The sequence below is a fragment of the Amycolatopsis sp. VC5-11 genome (assembly GCF_037034185.1).
Taxonomy (GTDB): domain Bacteria; phylum Actinomycetota; class Actinomycetes; order Mycobacteriales; family Pseudonocardiaceae; genus Amycolatopsis; species Amycolatopsis nivea.
Genome location: NZ_JBAGKF010000002.1, coordinates 747,392 through 765,271, shown reverse-complemented (window position 1 = coordinate 765,271; position 17,880 = coordinate 747,392). Strand labels below are relative to the sequence as shown.

The 17,880-nt window shown below is 68.5% G+C and carries 16 protein-coding genes; 4 read left to right on the top strand and 12 right to left on the bottom strand.

Going from position 1 to position 17,880, the window contains the following annotated elements; translation table 11 throughout:
* Positions 1–450 precede the first annotated feature (450 nt).
* Together WA670_RS11015 and WA670_RS11010 are read right to left on the bottom strand one after the other, a co-directional pair.
* Positions 451–3,837: an aminotransferase class I/II-fold pyridoxal phosphate-dependent enzyme gene (locus tag WA670_RS11015; protein ID WP_336157622.1), complete on the bottom strand. Its 3,387-nt coding sequence runs from the start codon at positions 3,835–3,837 to the stop codon at positions 451–453.
* 107 nt (positions 3,838–3,944) lie between these two features.
* Positions 3,945–4,886, bottom strand: coding sequence for an NAD-dependent epimerase/dehydratase family protein (locus WA670_RS11010; RefSeq protein ID WP_336157621.1), 942 nt, complete (start codon positions 4,884–4,886; stop codon positions 3,945–3,947).
* Between the two features lie 265 nt (positions 4,887–5,151).
* Here WA670_RS11010 and WA670_RS11005 point away from each other — a divergent pair, with 265 nt between their 5' ends.
* Entirely contained in the window at positions 5,152–6,282 is a 1,131-nt protein-coding gene (locus tag WA670_RS11005; RefSeq protein WP_134667423.1) for an MAB_1171c family putative transporter, read from the top strand.
* On the opposite strand, the gene WA670_RS11000 is transcribed toward WA670_RS11005, so the two are convergent.
* The 5 genes from WA670_RS11000 to WA670_RS10980 form a co-directional block, all read right to left on the bottom strand.
* On the bottom strand, positions 6,264–6,914 hold the full coding sequence (locus tag WA670_RS11000; RefSeq protein WP_037815101.1) for a hypothetical protein: 651 nt from the start codon (positions 6,912–6,914) through the stop codon (positions 6,264–6,266). The two genes, WA670_RS11005 and WA670_RS11000, sit on opposite strands and share 19 nt — an antisense overlap.
* 81 nt (positions 6,915–6,995) lie before the next feature.
* Positions 6,996–7,304 carry a thioredoxin gene (trxA, locus tag WA670_RS10995; protein WP_134667424.1) on the bottom strand — a complete coding sequence of 103 codons (309 nt, stop codon included), beginning with the start codon at positions 7,302–7,304 and terminating at the stop codon, positions 6,996–6,998.
* Positions 7,301–7,693, bottom strand: a complete 393-nt coding sequence (locus WA670_RS10990; protein WP_238604555.1) for a MerR family transcriptional regulator — start codon at positions 7,691–7,693, stop codon at positions 7,301–7,303. Before WA670_RS10990 ends, trxA begins: the two co-directional genes overlap by 4 nt.
* Before the next feature lie 29 nt (positions 7,694–7,722).
* On the bottom strand, positions 7,723–8,922 hold the full coding sequence (locus tag WA670_RS10985; RefSeq protein ID WP_336157620.1) for an FAD-dependent monooxygenase: 1,200 nt from the start codon (positions 8,920–8,922) through the stop codon (positions 7,723–7,725).
* An 84-nt stretch (positions 8,923–9,006) separates the two neighbouring features.
* Positions 9,007–9,462, bottom strand: a complete 456-nt coding sequence (locus WA670_RS10980; protein ID WP_037815113.1) for a MarR family winged helix-turn-helix transcriptional regulator — start codon at positions 9,460–9,462, stop codon at positions 9,007–9,009.
* 55 nt (positions 9,463–9,517) lie between these two features.
* On the opposite strand from WA670_RS10980, the gene WA670_RS10975 reads away from it, so the two are divergent.
* Together WA670_RS10975 and WA670_RS10970 are read left to right on the top strand one after the other, a co-directional pair.
* Entirely contained in the window at positions 9,518–10,333 is an 816-nt protein-coding gene (locus WA670_RS10975; protein ID WP_336157619.1) for a class I SAM-dependent methyltransferase, read from the top strand.
* A gap of 79 nt (positions 10,334–10,412) precedes the next feature.
* Positions 10,413–11,897 carry an alpha/beta hydrolase gene (locus WA670_RS10970; protein WP_275291291.1) on the top strand — a complete coding sequence of 495 codons (1,485 nt, stop codon included), beginning with the start codon at positions 10,413–10,415 and terminating at the stop codon, positions 11,895–11,897.
* A 60-nt stretch (positions 11,898–11,957) separates the two neighbouring features.
* Here WA670_RS10970 and WA670_RS10965 read toward each other — a convergent pair whose 3' ends face one another.
* The 3 genes from WA670_RS10965 to WA670_RS10955 all read right to left on the bottom strand — a co-directional run bounded on the left by WA670_RS10965 (position 11,958) and on the right by WA670_RS10955 (position 14,467).
* Positions 11,958–12,365: a hypothetical protein gene (locus tag WA670_RS10965; RefSeq protein WP_037815122.1), complete on the bottom strand. Its 408-nt coding sequence runs from the start codon at positions 12,363–12,365 to the stop codon at positions 11,958–11,960.
* 65 nt (positions 12,366–12,430) lie between these two features.
* Positions 12,431–13,813, bottom strand: a complete 1,383-nt coding sequence (locus WA670_RS10960) for an aspartate aminotransferase family protein (RefSeq protein ID WP_134729840.1) — start codon at positions 13,811–13,813, stop codon at positions 12,431–12,433.
* A 168-nt stretch (positions 13,814–13,981) separates the two neighbouring features.
* A complete protein-coding gene (locus tag WA670_RS10955) occupies positions 13,982–14,467 on the bottom strand; it encodes an Lrp/AsnC family transcriptional regulator (RefSeq protein WP_009082329.1) in 486 nt (161 codons plus the stop codon).
* A gap of 188 nt (positions 14,468–14,655) precedes the next feature.
* On the opposite strand from WA670_RS10955, the gene WA670_RS10950 reads away from it, so the two are divergent.
* Positions 14,656–16,026: an APC family permease gene (locus WA670_RS10950; protein ID WP_107051080.1), complete on the top strand. Its 1,371-nt coding sequence runs from the start codon at positions 14,656–14,658 to the stop codon at positions 16,024–16,026.
* Between the two features lie 117 nt (positions 16,027–16,143).
* Here the strand turns inward: WA670_RS10950 and WA670_RS10945 are convergent, their stop codons facing one another.
* Positions 16,144–16,641, bottom strand: coding sequence for a GNAT family N-acetyltransferase (locus tag WA670_RS10945; protein ID WP_037815125.1), 498 nt, complete (start codon positions 16,639–16,641; stop codon positions 16,144–16,146).
* Position 16,642: 1 nt separating this feature from the next.
* Positions 16,643–17,710, bottom strand: a complete 1,068-nt coding sequence (rho, locus tag WA670_RS10940) for a transcription termination factor Rho (protein ID WP_037815127.1) — start codon at positions 17,708–17,710, stop codon at positions 16,643–16,645.
* Between the last annotated feature and the right edge of the window lie 170 nt (positions 17,711–17,880).

Here is a 17,880-nt window from a genome sequence, read left to right as displayed (position 1 = left end):
GTTCCCCTCACGACCAGCCGAAGTACATGAGGGGCCCCTTCACGGACTTAGATTCCCTCGAGGAGCCCTTCACGGACCACCCCGCCGGGGCTCGCAGCCGTCGGCCGGGATGCCGCCCCAATGTGGCATTGGGTGCATGGGACGCACCGAACGCCACATTGGGTGCATCTGACGCACCCAATGCCACATTGGGGCGCTAGCCCCCACCACGAACCACTCGCAGCCGATGCACCCAACCATCAAGACACCCAGCCGCAGCCGATGCACCCGCTATCGAGGCACCCAGCCCCTCCCCCGCACCCCGATACGAAGCCTCCCTGCGGGCGGTGGGTGCTTGTCAAGGCATCTTTCCCGCCTTGACAAGCACCCACCGCCCGTCAGCACAATCCAGCTTCGGGGTGCCCCACGCACGCACGGGCCAATGTCGCCGCCAGGCGACGAGCCAAAGACTCAGACAGCCCCCAACTCACCGGCCAAAACCCCCACCGCATACCGCAACTGATCCTCCCGATGCTCACTGGTGATGAAGAACCTCAACCGAGCCAACTCCTCATCCACCGCCGGATACAAAATCGGATCCACCACCACCCCCCTTTCAAACAACGCCGTAGCCAGCCTCAACGCGATCCGGGAACTCCCCACCACGCAAGGCACGATCGGCGTCCCCCCAGCCACCCCAGTCGGCACCCCCGCCGCAGCAGCCAGTTCCAAGAACAACCGGGAATTCTCCCGCAACCGCACCAATCTCTCCGGCTCTTCCTTCAACACACGAAGCGCCGCAAGCGAAGCCGCCGCATTAGCCGGAGTAATCCCCACACTATAGACAAACCCCGGCAACGAATACCGCAACCACCGCACAGTCCGAGCCGACCCAGCCAGATACCCCCCGCACCCGGCAAGCGACTTCGAAAGCGTCCCCATCCAGAGATCAACCCCGGACCGATCCACCGCGAAGTGGTCCCCAACCCCAGCCCCGCGCGGACCCATGGTCCCGATACTGTGCGCCTCGTCAACCATCAGCAACGCCCCATAGCGCTGCTTAAGCTCAATCAACGCAGGCAGATCCGCAAGATCCCCGTCCATGCTGTAAACGCCTTCAACCACAATCAGCACCCGCCGGAACCGGGACCGCGTCCGACGCAGCACGTCCTCCAGCCGTGCTGTGTCGTTGTGCGGAAACGGCTGCCGCGTGGCCCCGGACAGCGCACACCCTTGCAGAATGCTGTCGTGCGCCAGCGAATCGTGCACGATCAAATCCCCAGGCCCGACCAGATGACCGATCGCCCCGACATTCGTCGCGTGCCCGCTCACCAGGACGAGACTGTCCTCGACCCCGAGGAACGCGGCCAGCTCCGTCTCCAGGTCCCGCGACAAATCCCGGTCCCCGGCAAGCAATCGGCTGCCGGACACGGAAGTCCCGTACCGCTCGACCGCGTCGTGCACCGCCGCGGTCACCGCAGGGTGCCCGGCCAGCCCAAGGTAGTTGTAGCTGGAAAAGGACAGGTACTCGCGCCCGGACACCGACGTCGTAGCGTCCATCCGCCCCTGATGCTTGCGGAAGTACGGATTAGGCACCCCGAGATCGTCGAACTCAGTCAACCGCGCCTCGATAGCCGCGGCTTCCGGGAACTCCTCGATCGCCGCACTGGCCGGATCCCACGACGGAGCCGGAGCAGCCGGAACCGGAGCGGCAGGCACCAAATCCGTTGCCGGAGCGAGCATCCCGGCGACCGCCCCCACCGTCAGCGACCCCGACTGCTCGACCTCCACCGGAGCTCCCGGGAACCGCTTCCGCAGCCGCGCTTCCAACTCGGTGAGCATCAACGAATCGAAGCCGAGATCGTCCACCAGCAACTGCCCGGCATACAACTCGCTGACCGGAAACGCGGTCGTCCGCGCGACTTCCTCGAGCACGATCGCCAGGACATCCCGCGCGGACGTCGTCTCCTCCGTCTCCTCGACCGGTGCGGCGGCAGCTCCGAGCGGCTCCAGCGTCTGCGCCTTGGCGAGCTTCGCGTCGTCGACCACCCAGTGCCGGCGCGGGCTGAGCGGGCTCGGCGGCAGCGTGCAGCGCGGCAGGCCGTCCGCCACCGGGCGCAGCCCCGCCCCGGCGACCGCGCGGGGAGCCAGCTCGGCCGGCACCCCGTCCTCGACCGGCTCCGCTCCCGGTGACACCATACCAGCGAACACGCCCGGCACCAGCTCGCCGCTTTGGCCGGATTCGAGCGCGACCGACGCGGCGACGAGCTTGGACACCGCGTCCGCGACGTCGTCCGCGGCCACCGCGAGCCGCTCCGGGAAGAGCGTCCGGCGGGCGAGCGTGCCCGCGACGGCGGCCAGCGGCGGGTTCTCGCTGCCGAGCGCCTCGGCCACCTCGCGGGCGTGCCTGGCGAGCCCGGCCCGGTCCCGCGCGGTGAGCAGCAGCAGCCGCGGCGTCTCGGCGGGCGGCGGTTCCTGCGCCGCTTCCTCAACGACCACGTGCACGTTCGAGCCGCCGAAGCCGAACGCGCTCACCCCGGCCCGGCGCGGTCCGTCGCTGTCCCACGGCGTGGCCTGGCCCGCCACCTGCAGCCCGGCGTCCCGCAGCGGCAGATGATCGGCCGGTTCGAAATCCGGCTGCGGCAGGATCTGTCCCTTGTGGACGGATAAAATGGACTTGATCAGACCGGCGATTCCCGCGGTGCCAAGGGAATGCCCGACGACCGACTTCGCCGCCCCGAGGTACGCCGGGTTCTCCGCGCCGCGGCGCAGCTCGCTCAGCGCGCTGATCTCCACGTCGTCACCGACCGCGGTCGCGGTGCCGTGCGCCTCCAGGTACCCGACCGACGCCGGGTCGACCCCCGCGTCCTGGTACGCCCGCCGCAGCGCCCGCAGCTGCCCGGACTCCTGCGGCATCATGCCGCCCTTGACCGTGCCGTCGTTGGACAGCCCGACGCCGCGGATCACCGCGTACACCCGGTCGCCCGCCGCCCGTGCGTCCGCGAGCGGGCGCAGCACCAGGACGCCGGCCCCCTCGCCGAGCACGAATCCGTCCGCCCGGCGGTCGAACGGACGGCATTCGCCTGCGCGCGAGATCGCGCCGATCCGGCACAGGCCCACGAACAGGTCCGGGGCCAGTACCAGCTGCGCGCCGCCGGCGACGGCGATCCGGCAGCGGCCCGCGCGCAGGGCGAACACCGCGTTCGCCACCGCGGTCAGCCCGCCGGAGCAGGCCGAATCGAGCGCGTAGCTCTCTCCGTGCAGGTCGAAGACGTTGCTGATCGAACTCGGACCCATGTTGAGCAGCAGCCCGGCCATCGCGGTGGCGTGCAGGCCGCTGACCGCGGACGCCGCCTCGGCCATCGCCGGATCGCCCGCCCGGCCGAACTCGCCGCCGATCAGCTGTTTCATCCGCAGGTGCAGCGTGCTCATGTCGCGGTAGCCGCTGTCGCTGAGCGACATGATCACCGACGTGTCTTCGCGGTCGAAGCCCTCGGCTTCCCATCCCGCGTCCTGCAGCGCCTCGCGGGTCAGGTCGACCAGCAGCCGGTGCTGCGGATCGAGCGATTTGGCCCGCCGCGGCGGGATCTTGTAGTGCCCGGCGTCGAAGTCGCCGACGTCCTCCAGCAGCGCCATGCGGTCGGAGTAGACCGCGCCGCTGTCCCGGAAATCGTCGTTGTAGAACGCTTCCCGCCGCCACCGCGAATCCGGCACCCGCCGAAACTGCGGTTTGGGCTCGCTCAGCAGATCCCAGTACTCGTTGACGTTGCGCGCCCCCGGAAAACGGCATCCCATTCCGACAACGGCGATGTCCTGGCTATTTTCGGATTCTTCCCACCCAGATCTTACGGACCCCATGGCATGACTTCCTCGTGCCGATTCCCACCCAGTCGACACCGAGATTGCCCGTTCTTACCCAGTTTTTCAAGGGCATTGGGCAAGGTGCGGAGGAATGCACAGGCACCTCAACTCACGGTAGCCAAGCGATCACGCCACCAGCGCACGGTGGCCGGGAATTGATCTTTCTCGGGCGTCGGCGTAATCTCGAAAAATTCCTGTGCCGCACCGGAATCGAGGACAAACGGGCGGTCGAACTGGTAACGGACCTCCCGCAGCTCGCGCAGCATCGGCGAAACGAGCGCGGCCGCGTTCAGTAACATCGGGGAAAGCCGTTGCACAGGCACCGGAGGCACTCCCGCCGCCTCGCACAACACCGCGACCATCACCCGGGCGGACCGCGGCGGACCAGTCGGCACGTGCCACGCCTTGCCCCACGCGTTTTCTTTCCGCGCGGCCGCGACCAGCGTGCGCGCGACATCGGAAATGTACGTCCAACTGTGCGAGGCGTCCGGATCGCCGAGTACCTGCACCTTCTGCCCGCGCAGCACGTTCGGCACCACGCGAGCGGCAAGATGGCCGCCGTCGGTGACGCCGGGGCCGAAGAAATCGGAAGCCCGCACCTCGACCGCGCGGATGCGGCCCTCGTCGTGCAATGCGCACAGTTGTTCGGACAGCAATGCCCGGATCCGGCCCTTGGTTCCGGTGGCCGCGAGCGGCAGATTCTCGGTGAGCGGACCATCGACCGGACCGTAACCGTACAAATTCCCCAGCGACACCAGCAGCGCGTCGTTCGCCTCGGCCGCGGCGCAGATCGAGGCCTGCAGCGGCGGCCAATCGGCCGCCCACCGGTGATACGGCGGGCTCGCACAGCTGTAGATCGCCGTCGCGCCCTTGGTCGCTTCGGTGAGCGCGGCCTGGTCAGCGGCGTCGAGGGAGACGTGCTCCAGCCCCGGTTCGGGCTCCCGGGGCGACCGCCCGATCACCCGGACCCGTTCCCCTTGTTCAGCCAGCAGCGCGGCGGTGGCCGCCCCCGCCGGTCCGTACCCGATCACCACCTGGAGACTCATGGCGACACCCTAGCGACGGGCGCATCCCGTTGCGGCCGCTCACGACCCGGTTGCCCGCCGTTCACCGGAAGATCACCCGCGGCAGCGCTCGAGCAGGCGGCCGACACCCGGGATCCATCCGGAATTCGCCCAGGCCAGAACCAGTTTTCCGGCCCTAGTTCCGGCACTTGCGGTGGTGTATGGTCGCCGATCGTGAACAATTCCGCCAAGAGTGCCGCGCACACCGTTCCGCCCACCGGGCGCTGAGGCCGTTCCGGGGGCGCGAGTGAACACTCTGAAGATCATCTTATTCTCGCTGTCGGCGGTCTCCTCGTACGCGGCTTTGCTGTACAAGCTTTTCTCGATGCGCCGTTCGTGGCGCGACCCGGCCTACATCGTGCTGATGACAACGCTGATCCTGCAGTGCGTCACCTTCACCCTCGGCGCCCTCTCGCTCAGCATCGGCTCGCTGTTCGGGATCCCCAATCTGGCGATCTTGATCTTGCACCTGGCCGCGGTCGCGTACTGCATCAGCGCGCAGCTCCTGCTGATGCTGTGGGCGAATCCCCTGGCGGAAATCCGCACGCGGATCCGGGCGTGGATCGTTTCCGGCGCGGTGCTGTTCGTCGTGCTGACCGTGCTGTTCTTCATCGGCAACAAACCGGGCACCCCCGGCACCGCTTTCGCGGTGGGCAGCAGCGACCCGGTGATCCTCACTTACCTGCTGTTGTTCATCATTTCGCAGGCCGTGCCGTGCGTGACGATCTACCTGCAGTGCCTGCCGTACGCGCGGAGCACGTCGCGGGTGTGGCTGCGCCGGACGCTGCGGACGCTCGCGGTCGGCGCGGTCGTGCTGTTCTGCTACTGCGCCACGCGCGCGGTGAACATCGTGAGCCCGGCGCTCGGCTGGCATCTCGGCGCGTGGGCGATCGCCCCGTCGGTGTTCAGCGCGCTGGGCATCGTGATCGTGTCGTTCGGGCTGACCATGCCGTCGTGGGGCGAGCACGTCTCGTCGGTCGCCCGGTGGCAGCGCAATTACCGTTCTTATCGCGCGCTCTACCCGCTGTGGCATTCGCTGTACGAATCGTCGCCGGGAATCGCGCTGGAACCGCCGGCCGAGGGAGACACCGACCGGCGCTGGTCGGACCTGCACTACCGGCTGCATCGCCGGGTGATCGAGATCCGCGACGGCTGGCGCGCGCTGCGCCCGTACATGGACCGCGCCGACACCCCGGACAGCGACCAGGCGATGGCCGAGGCCCGCAAGATCCGCCAGGCGCTGGAGGCGAAGACCTCCGGCCTGGCCCCGGCGGAGAGCCAGGACAACGGCGCGTTCGACGCCCACGACGCGAAGACGTTCGCCGCCGAGGTCGCCTGGCTGACCCAGGTGTCGGAGGCTTACGGCAAGCTGGCCTGAGCCGCTGGCCGCGGCTGCGGCTGGTCGCCCAGCAGCGTCTGGCCCTTCGTCAGCCACGCGAACCCGAACGCGAACACCGCTAGCGACTCCAGCCAGAGGGTCGGGTGCAGGGCCGCGGTGGCGGCGCTGAAGAACAGGCCGTTGACCACGATCAGCACCAGGCACGCGAGCATCACGATGCCGCACGTCCGGTAGATCGCGTTGCGCGAACGTTTGCGCTTGGTCGGCGCGCCGTCGTCCTTGGTGAACAGGAAGAGACAGAAGAACGCGAGGGTGAGGAAGAAGATCGCGGCGAATACCAGGTGCGCGATGCCGATCGCGTGCTCGGTGGGCGTCGGCGAGACCGGCTGGGTCGGGAACAGCGCGACGCCGATGCCGGCGATCGCGGCGACGTTGGCCGCGATGTCGTCGACGCGGCCGTAACCGCGATAGGCGATCAGAAAGACGCCGATCGCGCACAACGTGCCGACGAAGACGTTCCGGAGATCGCTGTAGTAATAGCCGCTCAGCGAACCGAGCAGGCCGCCGCCCTCGAGCAGTTCCTTCCCGACGATCACGACGATCGGCAGCAGGATCCCGAGCACCCCGATGGCGCGGCGAAGGAACAGGTAAGAGCGCACGAAAGCGGTCATGGCACGGCCTCCCCGAAAGTCGTGCACTCTTTGTACCTGCTCCGTCACCCGCCCACCGGGCAAACCGGGAAGGCCACCGGTTCAGCCCAGCAGCTTGTCCAGTTCGGCGAGCAGTTTCGCCTTCGGCCGGGCGCCGACGAACGACGCGACCGGGGCACCGTCGCGGAACAGCATCAGCGTCGGCAACGCCATCACCTGGTACGCGCGCATCGTTTCGGGGTTTTCGTCGGTGTTGAGCTCGCGCACGGTGAGACCGGGCCGTTCCGCGGAGATCTCGGCGAGCACCGGCGCGATCATCCGGCACGGCGGGCACCAGTCGGCGGTGAAATCGACCAGGACGGGCTGGTCGTGGTCCAGGACGTCGGCGGCGAAGGTGGCGTCGGTGGTCATCGGGACTCCTCGGGTTCGGCGGTGCACGGGTCGGCCGGATGCGTGGTGGCGGCGGCGAGCTTGTCGAGCAGGGCGGCCCGGACCGCGGCGAGGTCGCGCATGCAGGCCTCGACCTCGTCCAGCTTCCGCCGGTACACCTCGACCGACGCCGGGCACGCGTCGCCCGCGTCGTGGCCGGTGCGGAGGCAGTCGACGAACGGGCGGGTGTCGTCGAGGCTGAATCCGACCGTGCGCAGGGTCTGGATTTCCTTGACGAGCCGCAGGTGGTCCTCGTCGTACTCGCGATAGCCGTTGGCCGCGCGCGCCGCCGGGAGCAGGCCCTGTGCCTCGTAGAAGCGCAGGGCCCGCGTGGTGGTCCCGGTCCGCTGAGCCAGTTCGCCGATGCGCATGTCTGCGACGCTAAACGTTGTCGTCAGCGTCAAGGCAAGGCGTGCGCGCGGGGCTGGGGGTATTCGCGGTATTTGACCGCGTTCGCCGCGCGGTTGCCCATGTATTCGAAGAGGCGGCGGCCGATCGGGCCGGTCAGCTTGCGGTACATCCGGTTGCGCTTGCGCAGCTTCTCCTCGGTGGCCGGGACCAGGAAGTCGCCCGAACCGGCTCCGTTGCGCTGCCCGACGCGGGCGGGCTTGCGCAGCCGCTGCTCGTAGCGGGCGAACGCGGTCACGTGGTCGCCGCCCGCCGCGGCCAGTTCTCCGGCCAGCACCTGCGCGCCCATCATCGCGAGACCGGTGCCGGATCCGCCCGGCCCGGCGCACCAGGCGGCGTCGCCGAGCAGTACGACCCGGCCGCGCGACCAGCTGTCGAGCTTGATCTGGCCGACGGTGTCGAAGTACAGGTCAGGCGCGTCGGCGACCGCGGTGAGCAGCTGCGGGAGTTCCCATCCGGCGTCGGCGAAGACCTCGGTGACGATGTCCTTCTGCCGGGCAAGGTCGGGACGGCCGTACCCGTCCGGGTCGCCGCGGAAGGTGAGGCCGACGGTGACGGTCTCCGGGTCGCGGTGGCTGGTGACGATCGCGCCGAGACCGGGTTCGTTGTAGAGCAGGCCCGCGTGGTCGAGGCGCAGGTGGTTGGGCGCGGTGAACCCGGCGACGTGGTAACCGAGGTCGGTGCGGAATTTCGCCTCCGGGCCGAACGCGGCCGTCCGCACGCCGGAGTGGATCCCGTCCGCGCCGACGACCAGGTCGAACCGGCGCGGGGCACCGTGGCGGAAGGTGACGTCGACGCCGTCGGAAGTCTCGGTCAGCGAGGTGACGCGGTCGCCGAAGACGTACTCGGTGTAGTCCTTGGTGTGGTCGTAGAGGACGCGGGCGAGGTCGCCGCGCAGGACCTCCAGCTCGCCGTTGGTGAACCCGCTCGGCAGGGTGAAGGCGGGCTGTCCGGACGGGTCGAGCTGCACCTGCTCGCGCAGCGCGGTCTCGTGCTTCCGCAGGTCGTCGAGCAGGCCCATCGCTTCGACGAGCTTCATCTGCTCGCCGCGGAAGTCGACGGCCTGTCCGCCCGGCCGCAGCTGCGGCGCGGCCTCGACGACGGTCACCGAATAGCCGTAACGGTGCAGCCAGTAGGCGGCGGACGGACCCGCGACGCTGGCGCCGGACACGAGAACTGTCTTGCTGGTCATCTCTGCTCCCCTGGGTCGGTAGGCGATGCGGCAAGACTGCGGCGCACCGCTTACCGCGCCCGCACGGAGCGCTGACGATCTCCGTCAGTCCTGCGCCAGCCGGGTGAGCATCCGGGAGAAAACGCGGCCGAGCAGCTCCAGCTCGGGGCCGCTGACCTGGTCGAAGAAATACCGGCGCACGAGTTCGCCGTGCTGCTCCCTGGCCGCCGCGACCGCCGCGCGACCGGCCTCGGTGAGCCGGACGTTCGCCCCGCGCGCGTCCTCGGTGCAGTTCTCCCGCGTGACCAGCCCGCGCTTGCACATCCGGCTCACGTGATGCGACAGCCGGCTGCGGTCCCATTCGACGGTCGCGCCGAGTTCGCGCATCCGCAGCACGCCGTCCGGTTCGTTGGCGAGCGGGACGAGGAGGGCGTAGTCGGCTCCGGAGATCCCGGCGTCGCGCTCCAGCTGCCGGTCGAGCGCGCTGCCGAGCGCCCGCTGCACGCGCTGGTAGGAACACCAGACCTCAGCCTCGCGCCGATCGGGCACCACGTCCGCCATCCGCTGATTCTACAAACAGAGGGCGGGATTTCGCGCCGGTGCGTAAGTTGGGAGAGTGACCAGGTCCGCTCAAGAAACCTTCTTTCGTGCCTTCCACGCAAGCCATCCGGCGGTTACGTCGCGCGCGTTCGGCGACGGCCGAAGCGCCGACGGACGGTCGAGTTACGAGCTTCTCCGGGACGAGATCGCTTCTCCGGGACGCGTACTCGATCTGGCCTGCGGCGACGGATTCCTGCTCGAACTCCTTGCCGCGGCGGGACATCAGGCGATCGGAGTCGACCTGTCGAGGGTGGACCTGGCCCTCGCCCGGCAGCGTTCGGCAACGGTCGCGGAAGGCCTGGCACAGCAACTTCCGTTCGCGGACCACTCTTTCGATTCCTGCGTGTCGCACATGGCGTTCATGCTGATGACTGACATCGACGAGGTGGCCGCGGAACTGGCCCGCGTGCTCCGGCCGGGCGGACAGCTCTCGCTCGTCCTCAGCGGCGGGGCGGCCGAAGGCGGGGCCCGCGCCCTGTTCGGCAAGCTGCTGCGGGAAATCCTCGCCGACGTCCCGGCCGAGCAGCGATTGCCTCCGCTCGGCGACAAGCGCACCCGCACTCAGGCCGGGCTGGACGACATCCTCGTCCCGGCCGGGTTCGCTCCCGTTCAGTGGCGCACCGAGGAGATCGACTTCAGCGGTCCGCTCGATCAGGTCTGGGAGTTCGTCTCGACCGTCTACAACCTCTTCCCGCTCGGCGAACCCGCTTGCCAGGCGCTGAAAACCGCCTTTCTCTCCCAGGCTCCGGCACTGGCGCGGCCCGACGGGCTGATCCCGCTCGACTTCGCCGTGCACCTGGCCAGCACCCGGACTGTCCACAAAGGACGGTAACCCGCACTAGTGGCTCCTGTCACCTTCTGGCAAGATCGAGGGCTCCGACGTCTCCAGTTCACGCCGAAGGGGCAGGGCATTGGGTCTGGGCAGGAAACTGGCCGCCGCCACCACCGCGGTCACCGCGGCGACGGCGTTGTTCACCGCGGCACCGGCGACCGCCGCTCCCGCGGCCATCGACTGGAAACCGTGTCCTACCGGGCAAGGGGCCGAATGCGGCAAGCTCACCGTGCCGCTCGACTGGGACCGTCCCGGCGACGGCACGATCCAGCTCGCGCTCGCGCGGCGCAAGGCCACCGATCCCGCGCACCGGATCGGTTCGGTGCTCATGGATCCCGGCGGGCCGGGCGGTGCCGGCGCGGGCGAGGTGCAGAGCGGCTGGACGCTGTCGCCGAAGGTCACCGCGCAGTTCGACACGGTCGGGTTCGATCCGCGCGGGGTCGGGGAAAGCACCGCGATCCAGTGCGGGCTCGACGAGCTCACCGCGAAAAACCCGGTGCTGCCGAAGGATTCCGGCGAATTCCAGCAGCTGCTCGCGTACAACCGCGCGCTCGGGCGCAGCTGCGACCGGATCACCGGGCCGCTCGCCAGCCGTTCGGACACCCTCAGCGTCGTGCGCGACATGGACGCGATCCGTGCCGCGCTCGGCGACGAAAAGCTCACCTACTACGGCGTTTCGTACGGCACGCTGATGGGCCAGCAGTACGCCGAGGCTTATCCGGACCGGGTGCGCGCGCTCGTGCTCGACAGCAACATGGACCACTCGGTCCGCAGCACCTGGGAATTCCTGAGGACGGAAACCGAGGCCACGCAAGAGTTGTTCGAGCAGTTCACCGACTGGTGCGACCGGACGACGTCGTGCGCGCTGCACGGCCAGGACGTCAGCGCGGTGGTGGCGGACCTGTACGCCCGCGCCGAACGCGGCGAGCTCGGCACCCCGGACGACCGGCTCGACCCGATGGCGTTCGTCGGGCTGATCTCGCAGAACTTCTACGGCCCCACCTGGGACAAGCTCGCGAAGAGCCTGGTCGACCTGCGCGACGGGAAACCGGCCGAGGCGTCGTTCGGCAAGGACGACATTCCCATTCCGAACCCGTTCAACAGCATCTTCTGCTCTGACTGGCGGCTGCCGGTCACCAGTTACCCGCAGCTCGACAGCTACCGGCGCGCGCTCGCCAGGGTGTCGCCTGACCTGCACTTCTCGCCGCTGGGCTGGAGCGCGGCGACGGGCTGCGCCGGCTGGCCGAGCCCGGTGCGCAACCCGCAGCATCCGCTGTCGGTCCGGGCAGGCGTGCCGCTGTTGATGCTGAACAGCCGTTACGACCCGGCCACGCCGTACAGCTGGGCGGTGCGCGCGTCGCAGCAGTCGGGTGCGCCGCTGCTCACCTACGAGGGCTGGGGCCACGGCGCGTACTTCAAGAAGAGCCAGTGCGTCATCGACGCCGCGGACGCCTTCCTGATCGACGGCACGAGCCCGGGCCGCGGCAAGCACTGCCCGGCGGTCGAGCCGAGCGTTCAGTCCAGGATGGACGGTGTGCGGCCGCCGGCCACGCAACCGTACTGAGCCAACGAAAAGCGGGGCCCCGATCGGATCAGGGCCCCGCTTTTTCGTGGCTGCCGCCGCTCAGTAGTCGTCACGCCCGGTGAACTGCTGTTCCAGCAGCTCGGCCGAACCGGCGACGAGTTCGAGCGGATCGGTGAACTCGTTGAGGTCGAGGTTCAGCAGCGGCAGCGAATGCCGCAGCACGAGGTGCTCGCCCATCACCACGAGCCCGCCGACCACCAGCGTCTGGCCTACCTCCGTGAGCACGGTGTGCAGATCGACCTCGTCCACGCGGGCGAACGGGGTCGCGATCTGCACCCAGTCCTCGCGCTGGTCGAAAATCTCCCTGGCGATCACCACGACCTGCGCGCGCCCCGTCGTCTCCGCGTCGTCGCCGAACAGGACCCGGATCCGGATTTCGCCCGGGTCGTCCCGGATCACCCGGTAGGTCTGCCTGATGTAGGCGACCAGGTCATTCCACTGCGCCACGCGCTTCCTCCCGTTGGTAGGCAACGAAGATCAGCGTAGCGGGACAACCCGGGCGGCAGCGGGCGTCAGAGCAATTTCCACGCTCCGGTGAGCGCCTCGCGCAGGATCTGCTCCATCTCGTCGAACTGCGGCTGGTCGCAGATCAGCGGCGGCGACAACTGGACCACCGGCTCGGCGCGGTCGTCGGCGCGGCAATAGAGACCGCCCTCGAACAGCGCGTTCGAGAGATAGCCGCGCAGAATGCGTTCCGATTCCTCGGCGGTGAACGTCTCCTTGGTCGCTTTGTCCTTGACGAGTTCGATGCCGTAGAAGAAACCGGTGCCGCGCACGTCGCCGACGATCGGCAGATCGGTCAGCCGGTCGAGGGTCGCCCGGAAGGCGGTTTCCTTGTCCAGCACGTGGCCGTAAAGGTTCTCGCGCTCGATGAGGTCGAGGTTGGCCAGCGCGACCGCGCACGAAACCGGGTGTCCGCCGTAGGTCGAGCCGTGCATGAAGGTCGCCTCGCCGCCGGCGAACGGCTCCATCAGGCGGTCGCTCGCGAGCACCGCGCCGAGCGGGGCGTACCCGGAGGTCAGGCCCTTGGCGGTGGTGATGATGTCCGGCTGGTATCCGTATCGCTTGGCCGCGAAGTCGTAGCCGACCCGGCCGAACGCGCAGATCACCTCGTCGGACACCAGCAGCACGTCGTGTTTGTCGCAAATCTCGCGGACCCGCTCGAAATAGCCGGGCGGCGGGACAAAGCAGCCGCCGGTGTTTTGCACGGGTTCGAGGAATACCGCGGCGACGGTGTCCGCGCCCTCGAATTCGATCGCCTGCTCGATTTGGTCAGCGGCCCAGCGGCCGTAGGCCTCGTAATCGTCGGCGTGCTCGGGCGCGCGGTAGAAGTTCGTGTTCGGCACCCGCAGCGTACTCGGCACGAGCGGCTCGAAATCGGCCTTCGCACCAGGGATTCCGGTGATGGACAGCGCGCCCTGCGACGTGCCGTGATACGCGAGCGCGCGGCTGATCACCTTGTGCTTGGTCGGTTTTCCGGTCAGCTTGAAGTACTGCTTGGCGAGTTTCCACGCCGTTTCCACGGATTCGCCGCCGCTGACGGTGAAGAACACGCGGTTGAGGTCGCCCGGCGACGCGGCGGCAAGGCGTTCGGCCAGTTCGAGCGCCGGCGGATGCGCGTGGCCCCACAGCGGGAAGTACGCGAGCTGTTTCGTTTGCCGCGCGGCGGCTTCGGCCAGTTCCTCGCGACCGTGGCCGACCTGCACCGCGAACAGTCCGGCGAGGCCGTCAAGGTAACGCTTGCCGGTGTCGTCCCAGATGTAGGCACCCTCGCCGCGCACGATCACCGGGAAGTGCTCGGCCTGGCTGTGCCGCGTGAAATGCAGCCAGAGGTTGTCGTGTGCGGCGGCGCCCTGGACGGTGGCGATCCCGGCGGGTTCGGCGGTCGTGGTCATGGCTCCTCGAAACGGGCCTCGAAGCTGCCGGCACGCACCGTGGCGCACCGGCCGGACTTCTCGGTTATCGCATGAGCCGAGGCCGCTTGGCAAGCGGATCAGTCGCCGTGGCCACCCACAACGACTAATTTCAGCTGTCTCATCGGGACAGACCTTCGGATTTCGTCGTCACCGGCGGTGCGTGCCCCACTGGTACGACTGTTTCCGCAGCTTGAGGTACACGAGCGTCTCCGCGGTGCGCACGCCGGGCAGCGTCCGGATGCGGTTGGAGATCACGTCGAGCAGCGCCTCGTCGTCGGCGCAGAGCACCTCGCACAGCACGTCGAAGCGGCCGGCGCACAGCACGACGTAGTCGATCTCGTCCATTTCGGCCAGTGCGTCGGCGACCGGATCGAGCGGTCCGTCGACCGTGATCGCGACCATCGCTTGCCGGAAAAGCCCGACCTGCAAGGGATCCGACACCGCGACGATCTGGATGACGCCCGAATCGGACAGCCGCTGCACCCGCTGGCGGACCGCCGCCTCGGACAGCCCGACCGCCTTGCCGATCGTGGCGTACGGCCGCCGTCCGTCCTCTTGCAACTGGGCGATGATCTGCTTCGAAATGTCGTCGACCACCGGCGGCACCGGCCGGTTCGGGTCCTGGCTCTGCATCCCGGGATCATCTCGGGTCGACCCTCCCGCGGGCAACCGGGGGCGTGGCACATCGTCGCCCTGAGTGTCCAGATGGCCTGTCGCCCGGCGTGCCCGACAACGGATTTCGTCGTCTTTCCGACGTTGACAACGGCAAACCCGTCCTGTTCCATCCGTCGAATTCCAGCGCCGCCGACGGAGGGATCCCCATGCCGCCTCATCCGGTCCCCGTCCAGACCGACACTGCCGCCGGTTCGCCCGCGCCCCGCTCGCTCACCAGATCGATCGGCGTCGGCGGCGGTACCTTGCTGACGCTGAGTTGCGTGACTCCCGCGTCGTCCTTGTTCGTTCTCGTCCCGCCGTTGTTCGGCTCGCTCGGCACCGGCACCGCGCTGGCCATCGGGCTCGCCGTGCTGCTGTGCGTGGGCATCGCGTTCTGCTATTCCGAACTCGGCACGCTGGTGCCCAGTTCGGGCGGCGAGTACGCCATGGTGTCCACAGTGGTCAGCCGGTTCGCCGGGTGGATCACCTTCATGCTGTCGTTCATCGTGATCCTGGTGGTGCCGCCGATCATCGCGATCGGGGTGGCCGACTACCTGTCGGTGATCGTGCACGTCGATCCGTCCGTGGCGGGTGCGCTGGTGATGCTGGCGTCCACCGGGATGGGCCTGGTGAACCTGCGGTCGAACGCCTGGCTGACCGGGATCTTCCTGGTGATCGAAATCGTCGCGATCGTCGTGGTGTCCGTACTCGGCTTCGCGCACACCGACCGGCCGGCCGCGGCGCTCGTGCGGCCCAGCATGGACGGCGTGCATCCGATCGCGCTGGTCTCGGTGATCGCCGGGCTGGCGGTCGCGTTGTTCGTGGTGCAGGGCTTCTCGACCGCGGTGTATCTGGCGGAGGAGATGCGGGAGCCGCACAAGACGGTGTCGCGGACCGTGTTCTGGACGCTCGGCGTCAGCGCGGTCGTGATCCTGGTGCCGGTCATCGCGATCACGCTGGGCGTACCGGATCTCGCGACGCTGCAGAACCTCGACCTGACCGCGCTCGTGGTGAGCTGGAGCAGTTCGACGTTCGGCACGATCATCAGCTTGTGCATCGCGGCGGCCATCGTGAACGCGGTGATCGTGATGGTGATCCAGAACTCGCGCGTGCTGTACGCATCAGGCCGGGATCGCGCTTGGCCGGAGCCGGTGAATCGCGCGTTGAGCGTGGTGAGCCCGCGGTTCGGCGCGCCTTGGGTGGCGACGCTCGTGGTCGGCGTCTCGGAAGCGGTGCTGTGTTTCGTGCCGGTGGAAACGCTGAGCGGCGTGACCGGGGTGGCTGTGGTCGCGCTGTACCTGGCGATTTCGGTGAGCGTGCTGTGGGCGCGGCGACCGGCACACCGGCGCCCGCAGGTATGGCGAATGCCGGGGTGGCCGGTGGTGCCCGTGGTCGCGGTGCTGGCGCTCGGCTACGTACTGGTGTCGCAGAGCCTGCTGGACCTGGCGATCACGGCCGGGGTGCTGGTGGTTTCGGCTGCGTATTGGTGGGGCTACCTGCGCCGGCGGTCGGATCGGTGGCTGGTGACGATTCCCTGACCCTGGCTCCGGTGAGGACGGACAGGTTGGTCGGGCGCAGTGCTTCGGTCGGCTCGAGGAGATGGTCGTGCGGGAGGGGCGGCCATCTGCTCACGACTGAGGATGGTTCGCCGTTTTCTAGGCGGGGCTGCCGAAGGAGATTGCGTAGAGCGCGAAGGGCTCGCCTCGGTGCGGGAAATCGTGGCGGTAAGCGAAGCCGAGCCGTTCCATCACCGCGCGGGAACGGGCGTTGTACACCTCGGTGAAGGCGACGACTTCCGCTGCGCCGAGGTCTCGTGCGCGGGCCAGGCCAGCGAGGCCGATCTCGGTCGCATAGCCGTTTCCCCAGCGCTCCTCGCGCACCGCCCAGCCGATTTCCAGCCGTCGCGCGCCGTCGACGTCCTGATAGGACAGTCCGCCTCGGCCGAGGAGTTCTCCCGATTCTCGGTGGTATGCCAGCCATTTGCCCACGCCGTCGCGTTGCCAGCTTCGGCCGATCTCCGCGGCACGGGCTTCCGCGTCGGCGCGGGTCCATTGGCCGTACCAGCGGGCGATGCCAGGATCCAAGTGAAGCCGGTACAGCTCGTCGGCGAGAGCCGGGCCGATCGGGGTGAGCCGGAGGCGTTCGGTCTCCAACTCAGGCGGCCGCAGTAGTCGGAACAGCCAGGGAAGCGTTCACCCGGGCGATGAATTCCGCGTTGGACTTCGTCGTGCGGACCTGTTCCAGAAACTGTTCCGCGGCCCGCTTAGGGTCCTGTGTGGACAGTGCGCGGCGCACCTCGTTCATCACGGCCAGTTCCTGCGGCGGGACGATCAGCTCGTCGCGGCGAGTGCCGGAGCCGAAGAAATCTACCGCGGGGAAAACGCGGTGGTCGGCGAGCATGCGGTCCAGGCGGAGTTCCGAGTTGCCGGTGCTTTTCAGTTCCTCGAAGAACACCGTGTCCGCCAAAGAACCCGTGCCGACCAGTGCGGTGGCGATGATCGTGAGCGAGCCGCCGCCTTCGATGTTCCTTGCCGCGCCTAGGATTTTCTTCATCGGGTGCAGTGCGCTGGCGTCGACGCCGCCGGACAGGATTCGGCCTGAGGTGCGGGCTGCCAAGTTGTACGCGCGGCCCAGGCGGGTCAGGGAATCCAGCAGCAGCACGACGTCTCGGCCGGTTTCGACCAGGCGTTTCGCGCGTTCCAGAGCCAGTTCGGCGACGGCGGTGTGTTCGGCGGGCTTGCGGTCGAAAGTGGACGCTACGACCTCGCCTTGCACCGAGCGGGTCATGTCCGTGACTTCTTCGGGGCGTTCGTCGGCGAGCAGCACCATGAGGTGCGCCTCGGGGTGGTTGACCGCGACCGCTTGCGCGATCGCTTGCAGCACAGTGGTTTTTCCGGTGCGCGGCGGGGCGACGATCAACGCACGCTGGCCTTTGCCCAGCGGGGCGACCAGGTCCAGGACGCGCGTGGTGAGCTGGTGCCTGCTGGTTTCGAGGACCAGTCGCTGATCCGGGTGAACGGGGGTGAGCTGGTCGAAATCGGGACGGCGTTCTCCGGGCGGACGGCCGTTGACCGAGACGAGTTCGCCGTCGTCGAGGACGAGTTCGTCGCCGCGGCGCAGGCTGTGCGTGCGGATCAGGGACAGCGGCACGGACGGGCCTCCGGGGGCGTAGCCCAGGGTGGCGGTCTTGCCGTGGATATCGAGAATTCCTTGCTGTGTCATGGTTTGTGGCTCCTTGAGCAGTGACAGTCGACGCGGAAATGCGGACCGCCGGATGAGACGAAGCGGGTCAGGCGACGGGCTTCGGGAAAGACGCCGATTCACGTCGCGTTGACTCACGCTGACGAAGAGGGCGGAACCCCGGGGCGGCGGGGCCGACTTCCTGGGGTATG